Raw genomic sequence first — 17,058 nt, 5'->3', positions numbered from 1 at the left:
GTCACGCATGTTCGGGTATACTACTTTCCCGTCCTGGTTATTCCATCGTTTTACCCTAACTTCTCAGGTTCAGCATGACAACGAACTATATTTTTGTGACCGGCGGGGTCGTATCCTCTCTGGGTAAAGGCATTGCCGCAGCCTCCCTGGCAGCCATTCTTGAAGCCCGTGGTCTCAACGTGACCATCATGAAACTGGATCCGTATATCAACGTCGATCCGGGCACCATGAGCCCAATCCAGCATGGGGAAGTGTTCGTTACTGAAGACGGCGCAGAAACCGATCTGGACCTGGGCCACTACGAGCGTTTCATCCGTACCAAGATGACTCGCCGCAACAACTTCACCACCGGCCGTATTTACTCTGACGTGCTGCGCAAAGAGCGCCGTGGCGACTACCTGGGCGCGACCGTTCAGGTTATTCCGCACATCACCAACGCTATCAAAGAGCGTGTGCTGGCGGGCGGCGAAGGCCATGACGTGGTGCTGGTGGAGATTGGCGGTACCGTAGGCGATATCGAATCCCTGCCGTTCCTCGAAGCCATTCGTCAGATGGCGGTAGAGATTGGCCGCGAGCATACCCTGTTTATGCACCTGACTCTGGTGCCGTACATGGCCGCCGCGGGCGAAGTCAAAACCAAACCGACTCAGCACTCCGTGAAAGAGCTGCTCTCCATCGGTATCCAGCCTGACATCCTGATCTGCCGCTCCGATCGCGCTGTTCCGGCCAACGAACGGGCGAAAATTGCTTTGTTCTGTAACGTTCCGGAAAAGGCTGTTATTTCTCTGAAAGACGTCGATTCCATTTATAAAATTCCAGGCCTGTTGAAATCTCAGGGGCTGGACGATTATATTTGTAAACGATTCAGCTTAACTTGTCCGGAAGCAAACCTGGCCGAATGGGAACAGGTAATCTATGAAGAAGCCAATCCGGCAGGCGAAGTCACCATCGGTATGGTCGGTAAGTACATTGAACTGCCGGATGCCTACAAGTCGGTGATTGAAGCGCTGAAACACGGTGGTCTGAAAAACCGCGTTACCGTCAACATCAAGCTGATCGATTCGCAGGATGTGGAAACGCGCGGCGTCGAAATCCTCAAGGATTTAGATGCTATCCTTATCCCGGGCGGCTTCGGCTACCGCGGTGTGGAAGGTAAGATCGCCACCGCGCGCTATGCGCGTGAGAACAATATTCCTTATCTGGGCATTTGCCTGGGTATGCAGGTTGCGCTGATTGAGTTCGCGCGCAACGTAGCGGGTATGGAAAACGCCAACTCGACGGAATTTGTGCCAGACTGTAAATACCCGGTTGTGGCCCTGATTACCGAATGGCGTGACGAAGATGGCAACGTCGAAGTCCGCTCCGAGAAGAGCGATCTGGGCGGCACCATGCGCCTGGGCGCGCAGCAGTGCCAGCTGGATGATGATTCTCTGGTACGCCAGCTGTACGGCGAGCCGACCATCACCGAGCGCCATCGTCACCGCTACGAAGTCAACAACATGTTGTTGAAACCGATTGAAGCTGCCGGTCTGCGCGTTGCGGGCCGTTCCGGGGATGATCAGTTGGTCGAGATCATCGAAGTGCCGAACCATCCGTGGTTTGTGGCCTGCCAGTTCCACCCGGAGTTTACTTCGACGCCGCGTGATGGACACCCGCTGTTTGCCGGCTTTGTGAAAGCCGCCAGCGAGTACCAGAAACGCCAGGCGAAGTAAAAAGAGTTAGAACGGCAATGCACCCATTCGGGTGCATTGTTTGTCTGGAGTTTTAGTTTAACTTGTACTGAGGAAAACCTAATGTCCAAAATCGTTAAAGTCATCGGTCGTGAAATCATCGACTCCCGTGGTAACCCGACTGTTGAAGCCGAAGTACACCTGGAAGGTGGTTTCGTCGGTATGGCAGCTGCTCCGTCAGGTGCTTCTACTGGTTCCCGCGAAGCGCTGGAACTGCGCGATGGCGACAAATCCCGTTTCCTGGGTAAAGGCGTAACCAAAGCTGTTGCTGCGGTAAACGGCCCGATCGCTCAGGCAATCCTGGGCAAAGATGCCAAAGATCAGGCTGGCATCGACAAGATCATGATCGACCTGGACGGTACTGAAAACAAATCTAACTTCGGTGCGAACGCAATCCTGGCCGTTTCTCTGGCGAACGCCAAAGCAGCAGCTGCCTCCAAAGGCCTGCCGCTGTACGCGCACATCGCTGAACTGAACGGCACTCCGGGCAAATACTCCATGCCGGTTCCGATGATGAACATCATCAACGGCGGTGAGCACGCTGACAACAACGTCGACATCCAGGAATTCATGATTCAGCCGGTTGGCGCGCCGACCCTGAAAGAAGCAGTACGCATGGGTTCTGAAGTGTTCCATCACCTGGCGAAAGTGCTGAAGTCCAAAGGCATGAACACTGCCGTTGGTGACGAAGGCGGCTACGCGCCGAACCTGGGTTCCAACGCCGAAGCGCTGGCTGTTATCGCTGAAGCGGTTAAAGCTGCAGGCTACGAGCTGGGCAAAGACATCACCCTGGCGATGGACTGCGCAGCGTCTGAATTCTACAAAGACGGTAAATACGTTCTGGCCGGCGAAGGCAACAAAGCGTTCACCTCTGAAGAGTTCACTCACTTCCTGGAAGAGCTGACCAAACAGTACCCGATCGTCTCCATCGAAGATGGCCTGGACGAATCTGACTGGGAAGGTTTCGCTTACCAGACCAAAGTACTGGGCGACAAAATCCAGCTGGTTGGTGACGACCTGTTCGTAACCAACACCAAGATCCTGAAAGAAGGCATCGAAAAAGGCATCGCTAACTCCATCCTGATCAAATTCAACCAGATCGGTTCTCTGACCGAAACTCTGGCGGCTATCAAGATGGCGAAAGACGCTGGCTACACCGCTGTCATCTCTCACCGTTCTGGCGAAACTGAAGACGCGACCATTGCCGACCTGGCTGTGGGTACCGCTGCAGGCCAGATCAAAACCGGTTCTATGAGCCGTTCTGACCGCGTTGCTAAATACAACCAGCTGATTCGTATCGAAGAAGCGCTGGGTGAGCAAGCGCCGTTCAACGGTCGTAAAGAGATCAAAGGCCAGGCTTAATCCTGTCTTTGTGAAATAACCATGCCAGCCTTCGGGCTGGCATTTTTTTTATGCCTGCGGCCATTATTTAAAGTCGACGGCCATTTGCTGAGGGATCGACAGCCCGCGAGTGGTTTCCACGCAGCGGTCGATGTAATCGGTAAAGCGCGGCGGTTTTGGCATCCCCATGCTCAGCAGCTTGTCGTTGCTAAAGCGCACGTTCAGCGTGGCGAACGCGCCATATAAGCGCATCGCTTTCAGCATCAGTCGCTCATTGCACGGCCCAAAAATTCCTTTCAGTTCGCGACGCATTTTGACCAGCGTTTCATAGCTCACCTGGGCGTACTTGTCTCCCACCGGTGCCTGCTCCAGCGCCAGGGCCATCGCCCGGTCGATTTCGGCAAACTTCACGCTGTTCTCCTCGCCGGCAGAGATATGCACCACCTCGCCGCGGGCCAGCGGCTGGTTAAGCAGCATCAGCAGGGCATCGGCGCAGTAGTCTACCGGAATAACATCGATCCGATCCTCCATCGCGCACATAAATTTCTGCAGCATCAGCCCCATGCTGAACACCCAGAAAATACTGCTGGAAGGCCGGCAGCCATGATGGGTATGGCCCACCACAATAGAAGGGCGGGCAATGACCAGCGGTAGCGTAGGGCAGTGCTGCTGCATCAGTTGCTCGATGGCCGATTTCGAGTGGGTATATTCCACCAGATGCTCGGCGCGCTGCCGAAACTCCGCGCTCTCGGCGACCAGCGAATCCGGCTCCGGTGAGCAGGACATTGCGGTGCCGACGTGCAGAAAACGCTGCAGACCCGCCACCTGCGCCATCCGTTGCGCCAGACGCAGCGTACCCGCAACGTTAACCTTCCAGATGAGCGGGTTGCTGCCAAATGAGGCGACAGCGGCGCAGTTGAGGACATGGGTAACTTGCTCAAGCCGCGGGTCGTTAAGAAAATGCTCCGGAGAGGCGAGATCGCCCAGCAGGATCTGCTGCGGGCGCAGCATCGCCAGTTTCTCCTCGGCGATGTTGAACTTACGCATGTTCTCCTTGACCCGCTCCAGGCCTGCGTCGGGACTGTCGGCACGCACCAGCAGCAGCAGATCTAACTGGCTATCCTGATGGAGTATTTTCTCTAACGCCGCGCCGCCCAGAAAACCGGTGACGCCGGTAATGAATAATGTGGTCATAAACGCTATCTCATTATGGTTGGTCTGCGGGATTCTAGGAGGGACAAAGTAAACGACGATTAAATAAAAAGTGGCGGGCAACAGGACTTTATTAAGAGGGGCTTAAGCTTATTTTCGGCGGTGGATTGGATTCGACTCTCAGACCAGATAAATAATTCACTCTTTCATGTATCAGTTTGTACACCGCTGTATTTAAAGATGTTTTTGTGTTTATACTGACATTTAATATATTCTGGTTTATAACGCGAAAAACATCTTCTGTTACATCTTTCTTTACGCTGGCATGGCGCGCCGTTTATTTTAATCCTTACCACACTAATGAAATAAACGAAAACAGAGGCATGCTTTTAATTAACAATGAATAACCTCCGGGGAGAGAAAGCGACGCCGTGAGGGAAAAAACGATCGCAGCGCAGGACAAGACCTGGACAGTGAAATCTGCGATAATAAGCGTTTATCACCCTAAACAGAGATGACTATGCAGTACCCGATTAACGAGATGTTCCAGACCCTGCAAGGCGAGGGTTACTTCACCGGCGTGCCTGCCATTTTTATTCGTCTGCAGGGATGCCCGGTAGGATGCGCGTGGTGTGACACCAAGCATACCTGGGACAAACTGGCCGATCGGGAAGTGTCGTTGTTCAGCATCCTGGCGAAAACCAAAGAGAGCGATAAATGGGGACCGGCAAGCAGTGAAGATCTGCTGGCGATTATCGGTCGTCAGGGGTGGACTGCCCGCCACGTGGTCATTACCGGCGGTGAGCCCTGCATTCATGATTTAACGCCGTTAACCTCGCTGCTGGAGCAAAACGGCTTTAGCTGCCAGATTGAAACCAGCGGCACTCACGAAGTTCGCTGTACGCCTCATACCTGGGTGACGGTATCGCCGAAGGTGAATATGCGCGGCGGGTATGACGTGCTGTCTCAGGGCCTGCAGCGGGCGGATGAGATCAAACATCCGGTAGGGCGCGTCCGCGACATTGAAGCGCTGGACGAGTTGCTGGAAACGCTGAGCGATGACAAACCGCGGATCATCGCCCTGCAGCCAATCAGCCAGAAAGAAGACGCGACGCGCCTGTGTATCGACACCTGCATCGCCCGTAACTGGCGCCTGTCCATGCAGACGCATAAATATCTGAATATCGCCTGATAAAAAAGCCCGGCAGCGTACTGACCGGGCTTTTTTTCGCTTACTCGCCGCGATAGACGCAGCCGGCGGTGCAGGTCTCTTTCACCATCACCGCGCTCAGCAGCGGTACCCGCGGTTTCATCTCATCCCAGATCCATTTAGCCAGCACTTCGCTGGTAGGGTTTTCCAGACCGGGGATATCGTTCAGATAATAGTGGTCCAGGCGATCGTAGGTCGGCTTGAAGGCGGCCTTCAGCTCGGCAAAATCCATGATCCACCCGGTATGGGGATCGACTTCACCGGTTATCTCCAGACGCACCATAAAGGAGTGGCCATGCAGGCGACCGCATTTGTGTCCTTCCGGGACGTGCGGCAGGTGGTGGGCGGCTTCGAAGGTGAAATCTTTAAACAGCGTGGTGGACATCATTGACTCTCAACAGGACGAAAAAAACCGCCGTAGGGTACCGGAAAGTACATTTTTTCGCATTAACTAAAACGGCCCTGAACAGAAAATCGACACATTTATCTGGGTTAAGTGAATTAAGTTGTGATATTTCAAATAGTTATTTAATCGATTTTGTTGTTAATAACTACAACTAAAACAGGTTAGTCCATTTGGTTATTTATTATTTCCATCCCTTCTTTAATTGTTACTATGCCCGCCGTTAACCTTCTATTCTCTTCTGTTTTTGTCGCGCTGACAGGGTGCGAATAACAGCTTTGCTTACTGGAACAAACGACGCATGACGACACAGGCCCCACCTTCCAACTTGCTGCCGCTCAACCCGGAGCAACTGGCGCGCCTTCAGGCGGCCACCACTGACTTCACGCCCACTCAGCTCGCCTGGGTGTCTGGCTATTTCTGGGGCGTGCTGAATCAGCAGTCCGGCGCGGCAGCCGCCGTTCCCGCCCCGGCCGCCGAGGTCCCGACGATCACGCTGATTTCCGCCTCGCAAACCGGCAACGCTCGCCGCGTCGCCGAAGCGCTGCGCGACGATCTGCTGGCGGCGAAGCTGAACGTGAAGCTGGTGAATGCAGGCGATTATAAATTCAAACAAATTGCTGCTGAAAAACTGCTGGTGGTCGTGACCTCCACCCAGGGGGAAGGTGAGCCGCCGGAAGAAGCGGTCGCATTGCATAAGTTCCTGTTCTCGAAGAAAGCGCCGAAGCTGGACGGAACCGCATTCGCCGTCTTTGGCCTCGGCGATACCTCTTATGAATTCTTCTGCCAGTCCGGCAAAGATTTCGACAGCAAGCTGGCTGAACTTGGCGCGGAACGCCTGCTCGATCGCGTCGACGCCGACGTTGAATATCAGGCCGCGGCCGCTGAATGGCGCGCGCGCGTCGTTGAGGTGCTGAAGGCCCGTGCGCCGGTCGCCGCGCCCGCTCAGCTGTCCGCCAGCGGCGCAGTGAACGACATTCACACCAGCCCCTACACCAAAGAGGCTCCGCTGACGGCGACCCTGTCGGTCAACCAGAAAATCACCGGCCGCGATTCAGAAAAAGATGTACGCCATATCGAAATTGACCTCGGTGATTCCGGTCTGCGCTATCAGCCGGGCGACGCCCTGGGCGTCTGGTATCAAAACGATCCTCAGCTGGTGAAAGAGCTGGTGGAGCTGCTGTGGCTGAAAGGCGACGAGCCGGTGACCGTCGAGGGCAAAACCCTGCCGCTGGCGGAAGCCCTGCAGTGGCATTTTGAGCTGACGGTTAACACCGCGACTATCGTCGAAAACTACGCCACCCTGACCCGCAGCGAATCGCTGCTGCCGCTGGTGGGCGATAAAGCTCAACTGCAGCAGTATGCCGCCGCGACGCCAATCGTCGATATGGTCCGTTTCTCCCCCGCGCAGCTGGACGCCGAGGCGTTAATCGGTCTGCTGCGCCCGCTGACGCCGCGTCTGTACTCCATTGCCTCCTCGCAGGCGGAAGTGGAGAGCGAAGTGCATGTCACCGTGGGCGTGGTGCGCTATGACATCGAAGGCCGCGCCCGGGCTGGCGGCGCCTCCAGCTTCCTCGCCGACCGCGTGGAAGAGGATGGCGAAGTCCGCGTCTTCATCGAGCACAACGACAACTTCCGTCTACCGGCTAACCCGGAGACGCCGGTGATCATGATTGGCCCGGGCACCGGTATTGCGCCGTTCCGCGCCTTCATGCAGCAGCGCGCAGCGGACGGGGCGCCAGGTAAGAACTGGCTGTTCTTCGGCAACCCGCACTTCACCGAAGATTTCCTCTATCAGGTGGAGTGGCAGAGCTATGTGAAAGAGGGTCTGCTGACCCGTATCGATCTGGCCTGGTCCCGCGATCAACAACAAAAAATCTATGTGCAGGACAAACTGCGTGAGCAGGGGGCCGAGCTGTGGCGCTGGATCAATGATGGCGCCCACATTTATGTCTGCGGCGACGCCAATCGTATGGCGAAAGACGTGGAACAGACTTTACTGGAAGTGATTGCCGAATACGGCGCGATGGACGCCGAAGCGGCGGACGAATTTTTAAGTGAGCTGCGCGTTGAGCGCCGTTATCAGCGAGATGTCTACTAATGAGCGAAAAACATCCGGGGCCTTTAGTGGTCGAAGGTAAACTGACCGATGCCGAGCGTATGAAGCTCGAGAGCAACTACCTGCGCGGCACCATTGCGGAAGATTTAAACGACGGTCTGACCGGCGGTTTTAAAGGCGATAACTTCCTGCTGATCCGTTTCCACGGTATGTACCAGCAGGACGACCGCGATATCCGCGCGGAGCGCGCCGCTCAGAAGCTGGAGCCGCGTCATGCGATGCTCCTGCGCTGCCGTCTGCCGGGCGGGGTGATCACCACCACCCAGTGGAAGGCGATCGATAAGTTTGCCGCCGAGAACACCATTTACGGCAGTATTCGCCTGACCAACCGGCAGACTTTCCAGTTTCACGGCATTCTGAAAAAGAACGTCAAGCCGGTGCATCAGATGCTGCACTCGGTGGGGCTGGACGCGCTGGCCACCGCCAACGATATGAACCGTAACGTGCTGTGCACCTCCAACCCGTACGAATCGCAGCTGCACGCTGAGGCCTACGAGTGGGCGAAAAAGATCTCCGAGCATTTGCTGCCGCGCACCCGCGCCTATGCCGAGATCTGGCTGGATCAGAAAAAGGTCGCCACCACTGACGAAGAGCCGATCCTCGGTCAGACCTATCTGCCGCGTAAGTTTAAAACCACGGTGGTGATCCCGCCGCAGAACGATATCGATCTGCACGCCAACGACATGAACTTTGTGGCGATCGCCGAAAACGGCAAGCTGGTGGGCTTTAACCTGCTGGTGGGCGGCGGTCTTTCCATCGAACACGGTAACAAAAAAACCTACGCACGCACGGCGAGCGAATTCGGTTATCTGCCGCTGGAGCATACTCTGGCGGTGGCGGAAGCGGTCGTGACTACCCAGCGCGACTGGGGTAACCGTACCGACCGTAAGAATGCGAAAACCAAGTACACCCTTGAGCGCGTTGGCGTTGAAACCTTTAAGGCGGAAGTGGAGCGCCGGGCAGGCATTAAGTTTGAGCCGATCCGCCCGTACGAATTCACCGGCCGCGGCGATCGCATCGGCTGGGTGAAGGGGATTGATGATAAATGGCACCTGACGCTGTTTATTGAAAACGGCCGCATTCTGGATTATCCGGGGCGCCCGCTGAAAACCGGTCTGCTGGAGATTGCTAAGATCCATCAGGGCGAATTCCGCATCACCGCCAATCAGAACCTGATCGTCGCCAGCGTACCGGAAGATCAGAAGGCGCGGATCGAGAAGCTGGCGCGGGATCATGGTCTGATGAATGCCGTCACCCCGCAGCGCGAAAACTCAATGGCCTGCGTCTCCTTCCCGACCTGCCCGCTGGCGATGGCGGAAGCCGAGCGTTTCCTGCCGTCGTTTATCGACAAGGTGGAAGGGGTGATGAGCAAGCATGGCGTGAGCGATGAGCATATCGTCACCCGCGTCACCGGCTGTCCGAACGGCTGCGGCCGCGCGATGCTGGCGGAAGTGGGGCTGGTGGGGAAAGCGCCAGGCCGCTATAACCTGCACATCGGCGGTAACCGCAGTGGCACCCGCATCCCGCGGATGTACCGTGAGAACATTACCGAGTCGGAAATTCTCGACTCGCTAGACCAACTGGTTGGGCGCTGGGCGAAAGAGCGCGAAGCGGGTGAAGGCTTCGGCGACTTTACGGTGCGTGCGGGCATCATTCGCCCGGTGCTCGATCCAGCCCGCGATTTCTGGGAGTAACATCCTGGTGCCCGGTGGCGCGTAGCGATCCGGGCCTGTAAAACCCGTAGGCCGGGCAATCGCAGTGCCGCCCGGCAAAACAGGCAAACGAGGTTCTTATGTCCGTACTCGATCTAAACGCGCTTAATGCATTGCCGAAAGTGGAACGCATTCTGGCACTCGCGGAAACCAACGCCCAACTGGGAAAGCTCGACGCCGAAGGGCGTGTGGCCTGGGCGCTGGAAAACCTGCCGGGAGACTATGTGCTGTCGTCAAGCTTTGGTATTCAGGCGGCGGTGAGTTTGCACCTGGTGAATCAGATCCGCCCGGACATTCCGGTGATCCTCACCGATACCGGTTACCTGTTCCCGGAAACCTACCAGTTTATTGACGAACTGACGGACAAGCTCAAGCTGAACCTGAAGGTCTACCGCGCGGCCGAAAGCGCGGCCTGGCAGGAGGCGCGCTACGGCAAGCTGTGGGAGCAGGGCGTTGAGGGCATTGAGAAATACAATGAGATCAACAAGGTTGAACCGATGAACCGGGCGCTGAAAGAGCTGAACGCACAGACGTGGTTTGCCGGTCTGCGCCGCGAGCAGTCGGGCAGTCGGGCGACGCTTCCGGTGCTGGCGGTCCAGCGCGGGGTGTTCAAGGTGTTGCCGATTATCGACTGGGATAACCGGACGGTGTATCAGTATCTGCAAAAGCATGGGCTGAAATACCATCCGCTGTGGGATCAGGGGTATCTGTCGGTAGGCGATACCCACACCACCCGCAAATGGGAGCCGGGCATGGCAGAAGAAGAGACCCGGTTCTTCGGGCTTAAACGCGAGTGCGGATTGCACGAGGGTTGATTAGCGCTTCCTCAGGGAATAGTGTGAAAGAGAACACGCGGGTGATGCCGCGTGTTCATTTGCATCCGTCAGCTTTTCTTCTCTACCTTCGCCAGCTCTTTCACCAGCGGCAGCATCACTTTCACGACATCGCGCCCGCGATGCTCGATCCGTCCCGGCAGCGCGTTGTCGATATATTGCTGATTATCCAGCTGAACGTCATGCCAGCTGATTCCCTGCGGGAAGCTGCGCGATTTGCTCCGCTGCTGATAGCCATCTTTCTTGCCTAATGACCAGTTGGTCGCTTCGACCGACAGCACCGGGATCCCCGCGTTGTCGAAGACGCTGGCGTCATTACAGCAGCTGGTGCCTTTCGGGTAAGCCGGATTGAGTCCCGGATTAGTGTAGGCGGCGATGCCTTTGCTGCGGGCGATAGCCAGCGCGCGATCGCGGGTCAGCTTGCGCACCGAGGCCGGCGTGCGGCGGCCGCTGTTAAAGTAAAGCTTATCGCCCACCACCAGGTTATCGAGATTGATCACCAGCAGGGTATTTTTCTTTTCCGCCTCGCTCATCCGCTGCAGCAGGTTTTGCGCGCCGAGACGACCTTCCTCTTCGCCGCTGGTGGCGATAAAGCGAATGCCATAGCGGGTGGGGACGTTCTTTAAATGCTCCGCCAGCTCCAGCATCACCCCGAGCCCCATCGCGTTGTCGTCAATTCCCTGCAGCGTCAGGCCGCCGAGGTTGTTTTCGACGTCTTTATCGCTCTGCGGCGCGTAGGTATCGAGGTGCGCCATGATGATGATTTGCTGGCGAGACTGGCCTTCATGGGCGGCGATCACCGTACTGCCGGTGACGTTATGCCAGTTTTTACGCTGGTTGCTGTCGGTATAGATGTAGCGGGTATTGAAGCTCCGCACGTCGCTTTGATAGCCCATCCGGGCGAACTGCTGGCGCAGATAGTCAGCTGAGAGCATTTCCGGGGGCGTTCCGGTCATTCGTCCCGGGAAGACGGTGGCGATATGGCGAGCCTGACTACTGGCGGTGTCGCCCAGCGCGCTGAATGCGGGGGCGGCGGCGAAAACAAAACCGGTGCCGAGCGCCAGCGGAAGCAGACGGCGGCACAACGCGGAAAACATAAGGGGTCCTTACACGAACGAGACAATTTGACGCGTACAGTATGAAACTGTGACCGCGGTTAAACAATTTCAATTGCTCTTAAATAGCGGAAAAATAGCGTGTTAAGCACTTTTTGATATTTAGATTTCCACCGCGTTATTCCTTTGCGTCACAACTCATTCCATTTCGTAATTTCATTTGCTCTAAGGCGCACCCTATAGTCGCAGTATCGCTGATTGTAAGAGAGTTGTTACCCCGTGGATTACTTGCCCCTTTTTGCCGAACTGAAACAAAGGCCCGTGCTGGTGATCGGCGGCGGTGAGATTGCTGAACGCAAGATCAAGTTTCTGCTGCGCGCCCAGGCGCAGGTGCAGGTGGTCGCCGGGACGCTGTCTCCGGCGCTGGCCGATCTGGAGGCGCGCCAGGCGCTTAGCTGGCGGGCGACGGAATTTAGCGACGCTCTGGTGGATGATGTCTTTCTGGTGATTGCCGCCACGGAGGACGAGGCGCTTAACCAGCGGGTGTTTGCGGCGGCTAACGCGCGCTACCGGCTGGTCAACGTAGTGGATAACCAGGCGCTCTGCTCGTTTGTCTTCCCTTCTATCGTCGACCGTTCGCCGCTGCTGGTGGCGATCTCCTCCAGCGGGAAAGCGCCGGTGCTGTCGCGTATTCTGCGCGAAAAAATCGAAGCGCTGCTGCCGACGAACCTCGGGCGTCTGGCGGAATCGGCGAGCTACTGGCGCAATCATCTGAAAACCCGTCTGACGACCACCGAAGCGCGTCGCCGCTTTTGGGAACGGGTCTTTACCGGCCGCTTCGCCAGCCTGATGGTGGCGGGCAACGCTGCGGAGGCGGAAAAAGCGCTGCAGGATGAGCTGGATAAGCCTGAACGCGAAACAGGTGAAATTATTCTGGTGGGGGCCGGACCGGGCGATGCCGGGCTGCTGACCCTGCGTGGCCTGCAGGCGATCCAGCAGGCGGACGTGGTTTTCCACGACCATCTGGTGACCCAGCCGGTTCTCGAACTGGTGCGCCGCGATGCCGAGCTGGTTTGCGTCGGTAAGCGCGCCGGCGAGCACTCCGTGCCGCAGCATGAAACCAATCAGCTGCTGGTGGAGGCGGCGAAGGCGGGAAAAACCGTCGTGCGTCTGAAGGGCGGGGATCCGTTTATTTTTGGCCGCGGCGCAGAAGAGCTGCAGGCTGCCGCCGCCGCGGGCATCCCGTTCCAGGTGGTGCCTGGCGTCACTGCCGCCGCCGGCGCGACGGCCTACGCCGGTATTCCACTGACCCATCGCGATTATGCGCAAAGCGCCGTCTTTGTCACCGGGCACTATAAGCCGGACAGCGCTCCCTTCGACTGGGCGCTGCTGGCGAAGAGCCAACAGACGTTGGCCATTTACATGGGCACCATGAAGGCGGCGGAAATCAGCGCCCAGCTGATCGCCCACGGTCGCGACAGCAATACGCCGGTAGCGGTGATTTCCCGCGGTACCCGCGACGATCAGCAGACGATAACCGGCACATTGCAACAACTCGAACACCTGGCGAAAGACGCCCCGATGCCCGCCCTGCTGGTGGTCGGCGAAGTGGTGCAGCTGCATCAGCAGCTCGCCTGGTTTCAACATACATCATCCGCCGAGGGGTTTAACTCTTCGGTGGTCAATCTGGCTTAAGGAACGGTTATGGACCAAAAACGACTCACTCACCTGCGGCAACTGGAGGCGGAAAGCATCCATATTATTCGTGAGGTGGCCGCCGAATTTTCTAACCCGGTGATGATGTACTCCATCGGGAAAGATTCCAGCGTAATGCTGCATCTGGCGCGCAAAGCGTTTTATCCGGGAACCCTGCCGTTCCCGCTGCTGCACGTCGATACCGGCTGGAAATTCCGTGAGATGTATGAGTTCCGCGACCGTACCGCCAAAGCCTATGGCTGCGAGCTGCTGGTGCATAAAAACCCGGAAGGGGTGGCGATGGGCATCAACCCGTTCGTCCACGGCAGCGCCAAGCATACCGATATCATGAAAACCGAAGGGCTGAAGCAGGCGCTGAACAAATACGGCTTTGACGCCGCATTCGGCGGCGCGCGGCGTGATGAGGAGAAATCCCGCGCTAAAGAACGCATCTACTCCTTCCGCGACCGCTTCCACCGCTGGGACCCGAAAAACCAGCGTCCGGAGCTGTGGCACAACTACAACGGCCAGATTAACAAAGGCGAAAGCATTCGCGTCTTCCCGCTCTCCAACTGGACCGAGCTGGATATCTGGCAGTACATCTATCTGGAAAACATCGAAATCGTGCCGCTGTATCTGGCCGCTGAGCGTCCGGTGCTGGAGCGCGACGGCATGCTGATGATGATCGACGACGACCGTATCGATCTGCAGCCGGGCGAAGTGATTGAAAAACGGATGGTGCGTTTCCGTACCCTCGGCTGCTGGCCGCTGACCGGCGCGGTGGAGTCTGAAGCGCAGACGCTGCCGGAAATTATTGAAGAGATGCTGGTATCCACCACCAGCGAACGTCAGGGGCGCGTCATCGATCGCGACCAGGCCGGCTCGATGGAGCTGAAGAAACGTCAGGGTTATTTCTAAGGAGCCGCCATGAACACGACCATTGCCCAACAAATTGCCAATGAAGGCGGCGTAGAAGCTTATCTGCACGCGCAACAGCACAAGAGCCTGCTGCGTTTTCTGACCTGCGGCAGCGTCGATGACGGTAAAAGCACCCTGATTGGCCGTCTGCTGCACGATACCCGCCAGATCTATGAAGATCAGCTCTCTTCGCTGCACAACGACAGCAAGCGTCACGGCACCCAGGGCGAAAAACTGGACCTGGCGCTGCTGGTGGATGGCCTGCAGGCCGAGCGCGAGCAGGGCATCACCATCGACGTGGCCTATCGCTACTTCTCGACGGAAAAACGCAAATTTATCATCGCCGACACCCCGGGGCACGAGCAGTACACCCGCAATATGGCCACCGGCGCGTCCACCTGCGATCTGGCGATCCTGCTGATCGACGCGCGTAAAGGCGTGCTCGACCAGACCCGCCGACACAGCTTTATCTCCACCCTGCTGGGCATTAAACACCTGGTGGTGGCGGTCAACAAAATGGATCTCGTCGAGTTTAGCGAAGCGCGCTTCAACGAGATCCGTGAAGCTTACCTGACTTTTGCCGAGCAGCTGCCGGGCAACCTCGATATTCGCTTTGTGCCGCTGTCGGCGCTGGAGGGCGATAATGTCGCCAGCCAGAGCGCGAACATGCCGTGGTACAGCGGCCCGACTCTGCTGGAAGTCCTCGAAACGGTGGAGATCCAACGGGTAGTGGAGAGCCAACCGCTGCGCTTCCCGGTGCAGTATGTTAACCGTCCGAACCTCGATTTCCGCGGCTTCTCCGGTACGGTCGCCTCCGGTACCGTGCAGGTCGGCCAGCGTCTGAAGGTGCTGCCGTCGGGCGTCGAATCGAGCGTGGCGCGTATCGTCACCTTCGACGGCGATCTGCAGGAAGCCGCCGCCGGGGAAGCCATTACCATTGTGCTGAAAGATGAAATCGACATCAGCCGCGGCGACCTGCTGGTTGACGCGCAAGCCACGCTGCCGGCGGTGCAAAGCGCCAGCATCGACGTGGTGTGGATGGCCGAGCAGGCGTTGACCCCGGGGCAGAGCTACGACATCAAAATCGCCGGTAAGAAGACCCGCGCCCGCGTGGACGCTATCCGTTACCAGGTAGATATTAACAACCTGACCCAGCGTGAAGTCGAGTCTCTGCCGCTGAACGGCATCGGGCTGGTGGAGCTGACCTTTGACGAACCTTTAGTGCTGGATCCCTATCAGCAAAACCCAGTGACCGGCGGGCTTATCTTTATCGATCGTCTGACCAACGTCACCGTCGGCGCCGGGATGGTCAACGAGCCGCACCTGCAGGCGCCGACGTCGGCATCGCAGTACAGCGCTTTCGAGCTGGAACTGAACCAGCTGATCCGCAAACACTTCCCGCACTGGGACGCCCGCGACCTGCTGGGAGGCAAATAATGGCCCAGCATGACGAAAACGTCGTCTGGCATGCCCATCCTGTGACCCAGCAGCAGCGGGAACAGCATCACGGCCATCGCGGCGTGGTGTTGTGGTTTACCGGCCTTTCGGGGTCGGGTAAATCCACCGTCGCCGGGGCGCTGGAGGAAGCCTTGCATGAGCGCGGCGTCAGCACCTATCTGCTGGACGGCGATAACGTACGTCATGGCTTGTGCAGCGACCTGGGATTCAGTGATGAGGATCGCAAAGAGAACATTCGCCGCGTCGGTGAAGTGGCCAGGCTGATGGTCGATGCCGGGCTGGTTGTATTGACGGCATTTATATCTCCGCACCGCGCGGAGCGACAGATGGTGCGCGAGCGCCTGGGGGAGGGACGCTTTATCGAAGTGTTCGTCGATACCCCGCTGGCCATCTGCGAGGCGCGGGATCCGAAAGGATTGTATAAGAAGGCGCGTGCAGGGGAATTACGCAATTTCACCGGTATAGACTCGGTCTATGAGGCACCGGAAAAGGCGGAAATTCATCTGGATGGTGAACAATTGGTAACAAATTTGGTGCACCAACTATTAGACCTGCTGCAACAGAGCGATATTATCAGATCCTGAAACGGCAGCGGCATCGAGGGGTGCCGGTTGCCCGGTCTACAGGATTCGATATGCGCAATACCCAGAACCTCAGTATTATTCGTTCAGAACCGCCTCCGGCGACCGGCGACGAGACCACCTGGTCTTTGTCGGGCGCTGCCGTGGGCTTTATTTCATGGCTGCTGGCGCTGGGTATTCCCTTCCTTCTCTATGGCAGTAATACACTTTTCTTCCTCCTCTACACCTGGCCATTCTTCCTTGCGTTGATGCCGGTGGCGGTGGTGGTCGGTATTGCGCTGCACTCTCTGCTCAATGGCAAACTGCTCTATAGCGCCAGCGCGACCATCCTGACCGTCGGGCTGATGTTTGCGCTCCTCTTCCTCTGGCTGTTGGGATAACCCGTTTCTGGTATGAATCAAGCATGGGTATCAGCAGCAAAAATATGGTACAGTCCCCGCGTTACGCGGCATCGTCCGCGCGCCCCGGTAGCGTACCCGGGCGAGTTTTGGGATGATGATGCCGTTTTTCAGGGGGCAGGATGGGTAAACTAACGCTGCTATTATTAGCTTTGCTGGTCTGGCTACAGTATTCGCTGTGGTTCGGTAAAAATGGCCTGCATGACTACACGCGGGTTAACGACGACGTCACCGCCCAGCAGGCGACTAACGCCAAATTAAAAGCACGCAACGATCAGCTGTTTGCCGAAATTGACGACCTCAACGGCGGTCAGGAAGCGATCGAGGAGCGTGCGCGCAATGAACTCAGCATGACCCGCCCGGGCGAAACCTTCTATCGTCTGGTACCGGATGCGTCTAAACGCAACCAGGCATCGGGGCAACAGCAGAACAATCGATAACCAGGCCCAGGAT

Annotated in this window: 15 protein-coding genes; 12 read left to right on the top strand and 3 right to left on the bottom strand. The window is 57.3% G+C overall.

The genetic code is table 11. From position 1 onward, the window contains the following. Positions 1–74 precede the first annotated feature (74 nt). Positions 75–1,712, top strand: coding sequence for a glutamine hydrolyzing CTP synthase (gene pyrG, locus ABLV04_RS05335; RefSeq protein WP_023290827.1), 1,638 nt, complete (start codon positions 75–77; stop codon positions 1,710–1,712). An 81-nt stretch (positions 1,713–1,793) separates the two neighbouring features. After that, positions 1,794–3,092 (top strand): phosphopyruvate hydratase, encoded by a 1,299-nt coding sequence (gene eno, locus ABLV04_RS05330; RefSeq protein WP_002915213.1) that lies wholly within the window; start codon positions 1,794–1,796, stop codon positions 3,090–3,092. Positions 3,093–3,155: 63 nt separating this feature from the next. On the opposite strand, the gene ABLV04_RS05325 is transcribed toward eno, so the two are convergent. Next, positions 3,156–4,265: an SDR family oxidoreductase gene (locus tag ABLV04_RS05325; protein ID WP_023290826.1), complete on the bottom strand. Its 1,110-nt coding sequence runs from the start codon at positions 4,263–4,265 to the stop codon at positions 3,156–3,158. A gap of 478 nt (positions 4,266–4,743) precedes the next feature. On the opposite strand from ABLV04_RS05325, the gene queE reads away from it, so the two are divergent. Next, positions 4,744–5,415 (top strand): 7-carboxy-7-deazaguanine synthase QueE, encoded by a 672-nt coding sequence (gene queE, locus ABLV04_RS05320; protein ID WP_147733562.1) that lies wholly within the window; start codon positions 4,744–4,746, stop codon positions 5,413–5,415. 40 nt (positions 5,416–5,455) lie between these two features. On the opposite strand, the gene queD is transcribed toward queE, so the two are convergent. After that, positions 5,456–5,821: a 6-carboxytetrahydropterin synthase QueD gene (gene queD, locus ABLV04_RS05315; RefSeq protein ID WP_004174641.1), complete on the bottom strand. Its 366-nt coding sequence runs from the start codon at positions 5,819–5,821 to the stop codon at positions 5,456–5,458. Positions 5,822–6,137: 316 nt separating this feature from the next. On the opposite strand from queD, the gene cysJ reads away from it, so the two are divergent. The 3 genes from cysJ (at position 6,138) to cysH (ending at position 10,482) form a co-directional block, all read left to right on the top strand. Next, entirely contained in the window at positions 6,138–7,937 is a 1,800-nt protein-coding gene (gene cysJ / locus ABLV04_RS05310) for an NADPH-dependent assimilatory sulfite reductase flavoprotein subunit (protein WP_023290824.1), read from the top strand. Further along, positions 7,937–9,649 carry an assimilatory sulfite reductase (NADPH) hemoprotein subunit gene (gene cysI / locus ABLV04_RS05305; RefSeq protein WP_004205585.1) on the top strand — a complete coding sequence of 571 codons (1,713 nt, stop codon included), beginning with the start codon at positions 7,937–7,939 and terminating at the stop codon, positions 9,647–9,649. The genes cysJ and cysI overlap by 1 nt, the downstream gene beginning before the upstream one ends. 98 nt (positions 9,650–9,747) lie before the next feature. Then, a complete protein-coding gene (gene cysH, locus ABLV04_RS05300) occupies positions 9,748–10,482 on the top strand; it encodes a phosphoadenosine phosphosulfate reductase (protein ID WP_348815453.1) in 735 nt (244 codons plus the stop codon). A gap of 68 nt (positions 10,483–10,550) precedes the next feature. Here the strand turns inward: cysH and ABLV04_RS05295 are convergent, their stop codons facing one another. Continuing rightward, positions 10,551–11,597 (bottom strand): aminopeptidase, encoded by a 1,047-nt coding sequence (locus ABLV04_RS05295; protein WP_032453906.1) that lies wholly within the window; start codon positions 11,595–11,597, stop codon positions 10,551–10,553. Positions 11,598–11,843: 246 nt separating this feature from the next. Here ABLV04_RS05295 and cysG point away from each other — a divergent pair, with 246 nt between their 5' ends. From cysG to ftsB, 6 genes are all read left to right on the top strand, one after another. Then, positions 11,844–13,250, top strand: a complete 1,407-nt coding sequence (gene cysG, locus ABLV04_RS05290) for a siroheme synthase CysG (RefSeq protein WP_180263660.1) — start codon at positions 11,844–11,846, stop codon at positions 13,248–13,250. Between the two features lie 9 nt (positions 13,251–13,259). Further along, positions 13,260–14,168: a sulfate adenylyltransferase subunit CysD gene (gene cysD, locus ABLV04_RS05285; protein WP_002915160.1), complete on the top strand. Its 909-nt coding sequence runs from the start codon at positions 13,260–13,262 to the stop codon at positions 14,166–14,168. 9 nt (positions 14,169–14,177) lie between these two features. Beyond that, on the top strand, positions 14,178–15,605 hold the full coding sequence (gene cysN, locus ABLV04_RS05280; protein WP_023290822.1) for a sulfate adenylyltransferase subunit CysN: 1,428 nt from the start codon (positions 14,178–14,180) through the stop codon (positions 15,603–15,605). Beyond that, positions 15,605–16,210: an adenylyl-sulfate kinase gene (gene cysC / locus ABLV04_RS05275; protein ID WP_002915158.1), complete on the top strand. Its 606-nt coding sequence runs from the start codon at positions 15,605–15,607 to the stop codon at positions 16,208–16,210. Before cysN ends, cysC begins: the two co-directional genes overlap by 1 nt. Positions 16,211–16,260: 50 nt before the next feature. Then, entirely contained in the window at positions 16,261–16,587 is a 327-nt protein-coding gene (locus ABLV04_RS05270; RefSeq protein ID WP_004205590.1) for a DUF3561 family protein, read from the top strand. A 140-nt stretch (positions 16,588–16,727) separates the two neighbouring features. Then, positions 16,728–17,045 (top strand): cell division protein FtsB, encoded by a 318-nt coding sequence (ftsB, locus tag ABLV04_RS05265; RefSeq protein WP_002915156.1) that lies wholly within the window; start codon positions 16,728–16,730, stop codon positions 17,043–17,045. The last annotated feature ends 13 nt before the right edge of the window (positions 17,046–17,058 follow it).

It is taken from the genome of Klebsiella sp. JN_Kp127 (assembly GCF_040062505.1).
GTDB lineage: Bacteria > Pseudomonadota > Gammaproteobacteria > Enterobacterales > Enterobacteriaceae > Klebsiella > Klebsiella quasipneumoniae.
The sequence above is the reverse complement of the archived record's forward strand: the minus strand, read 5'-3'. Positions and strand labels throughout refer to the sequence as shown.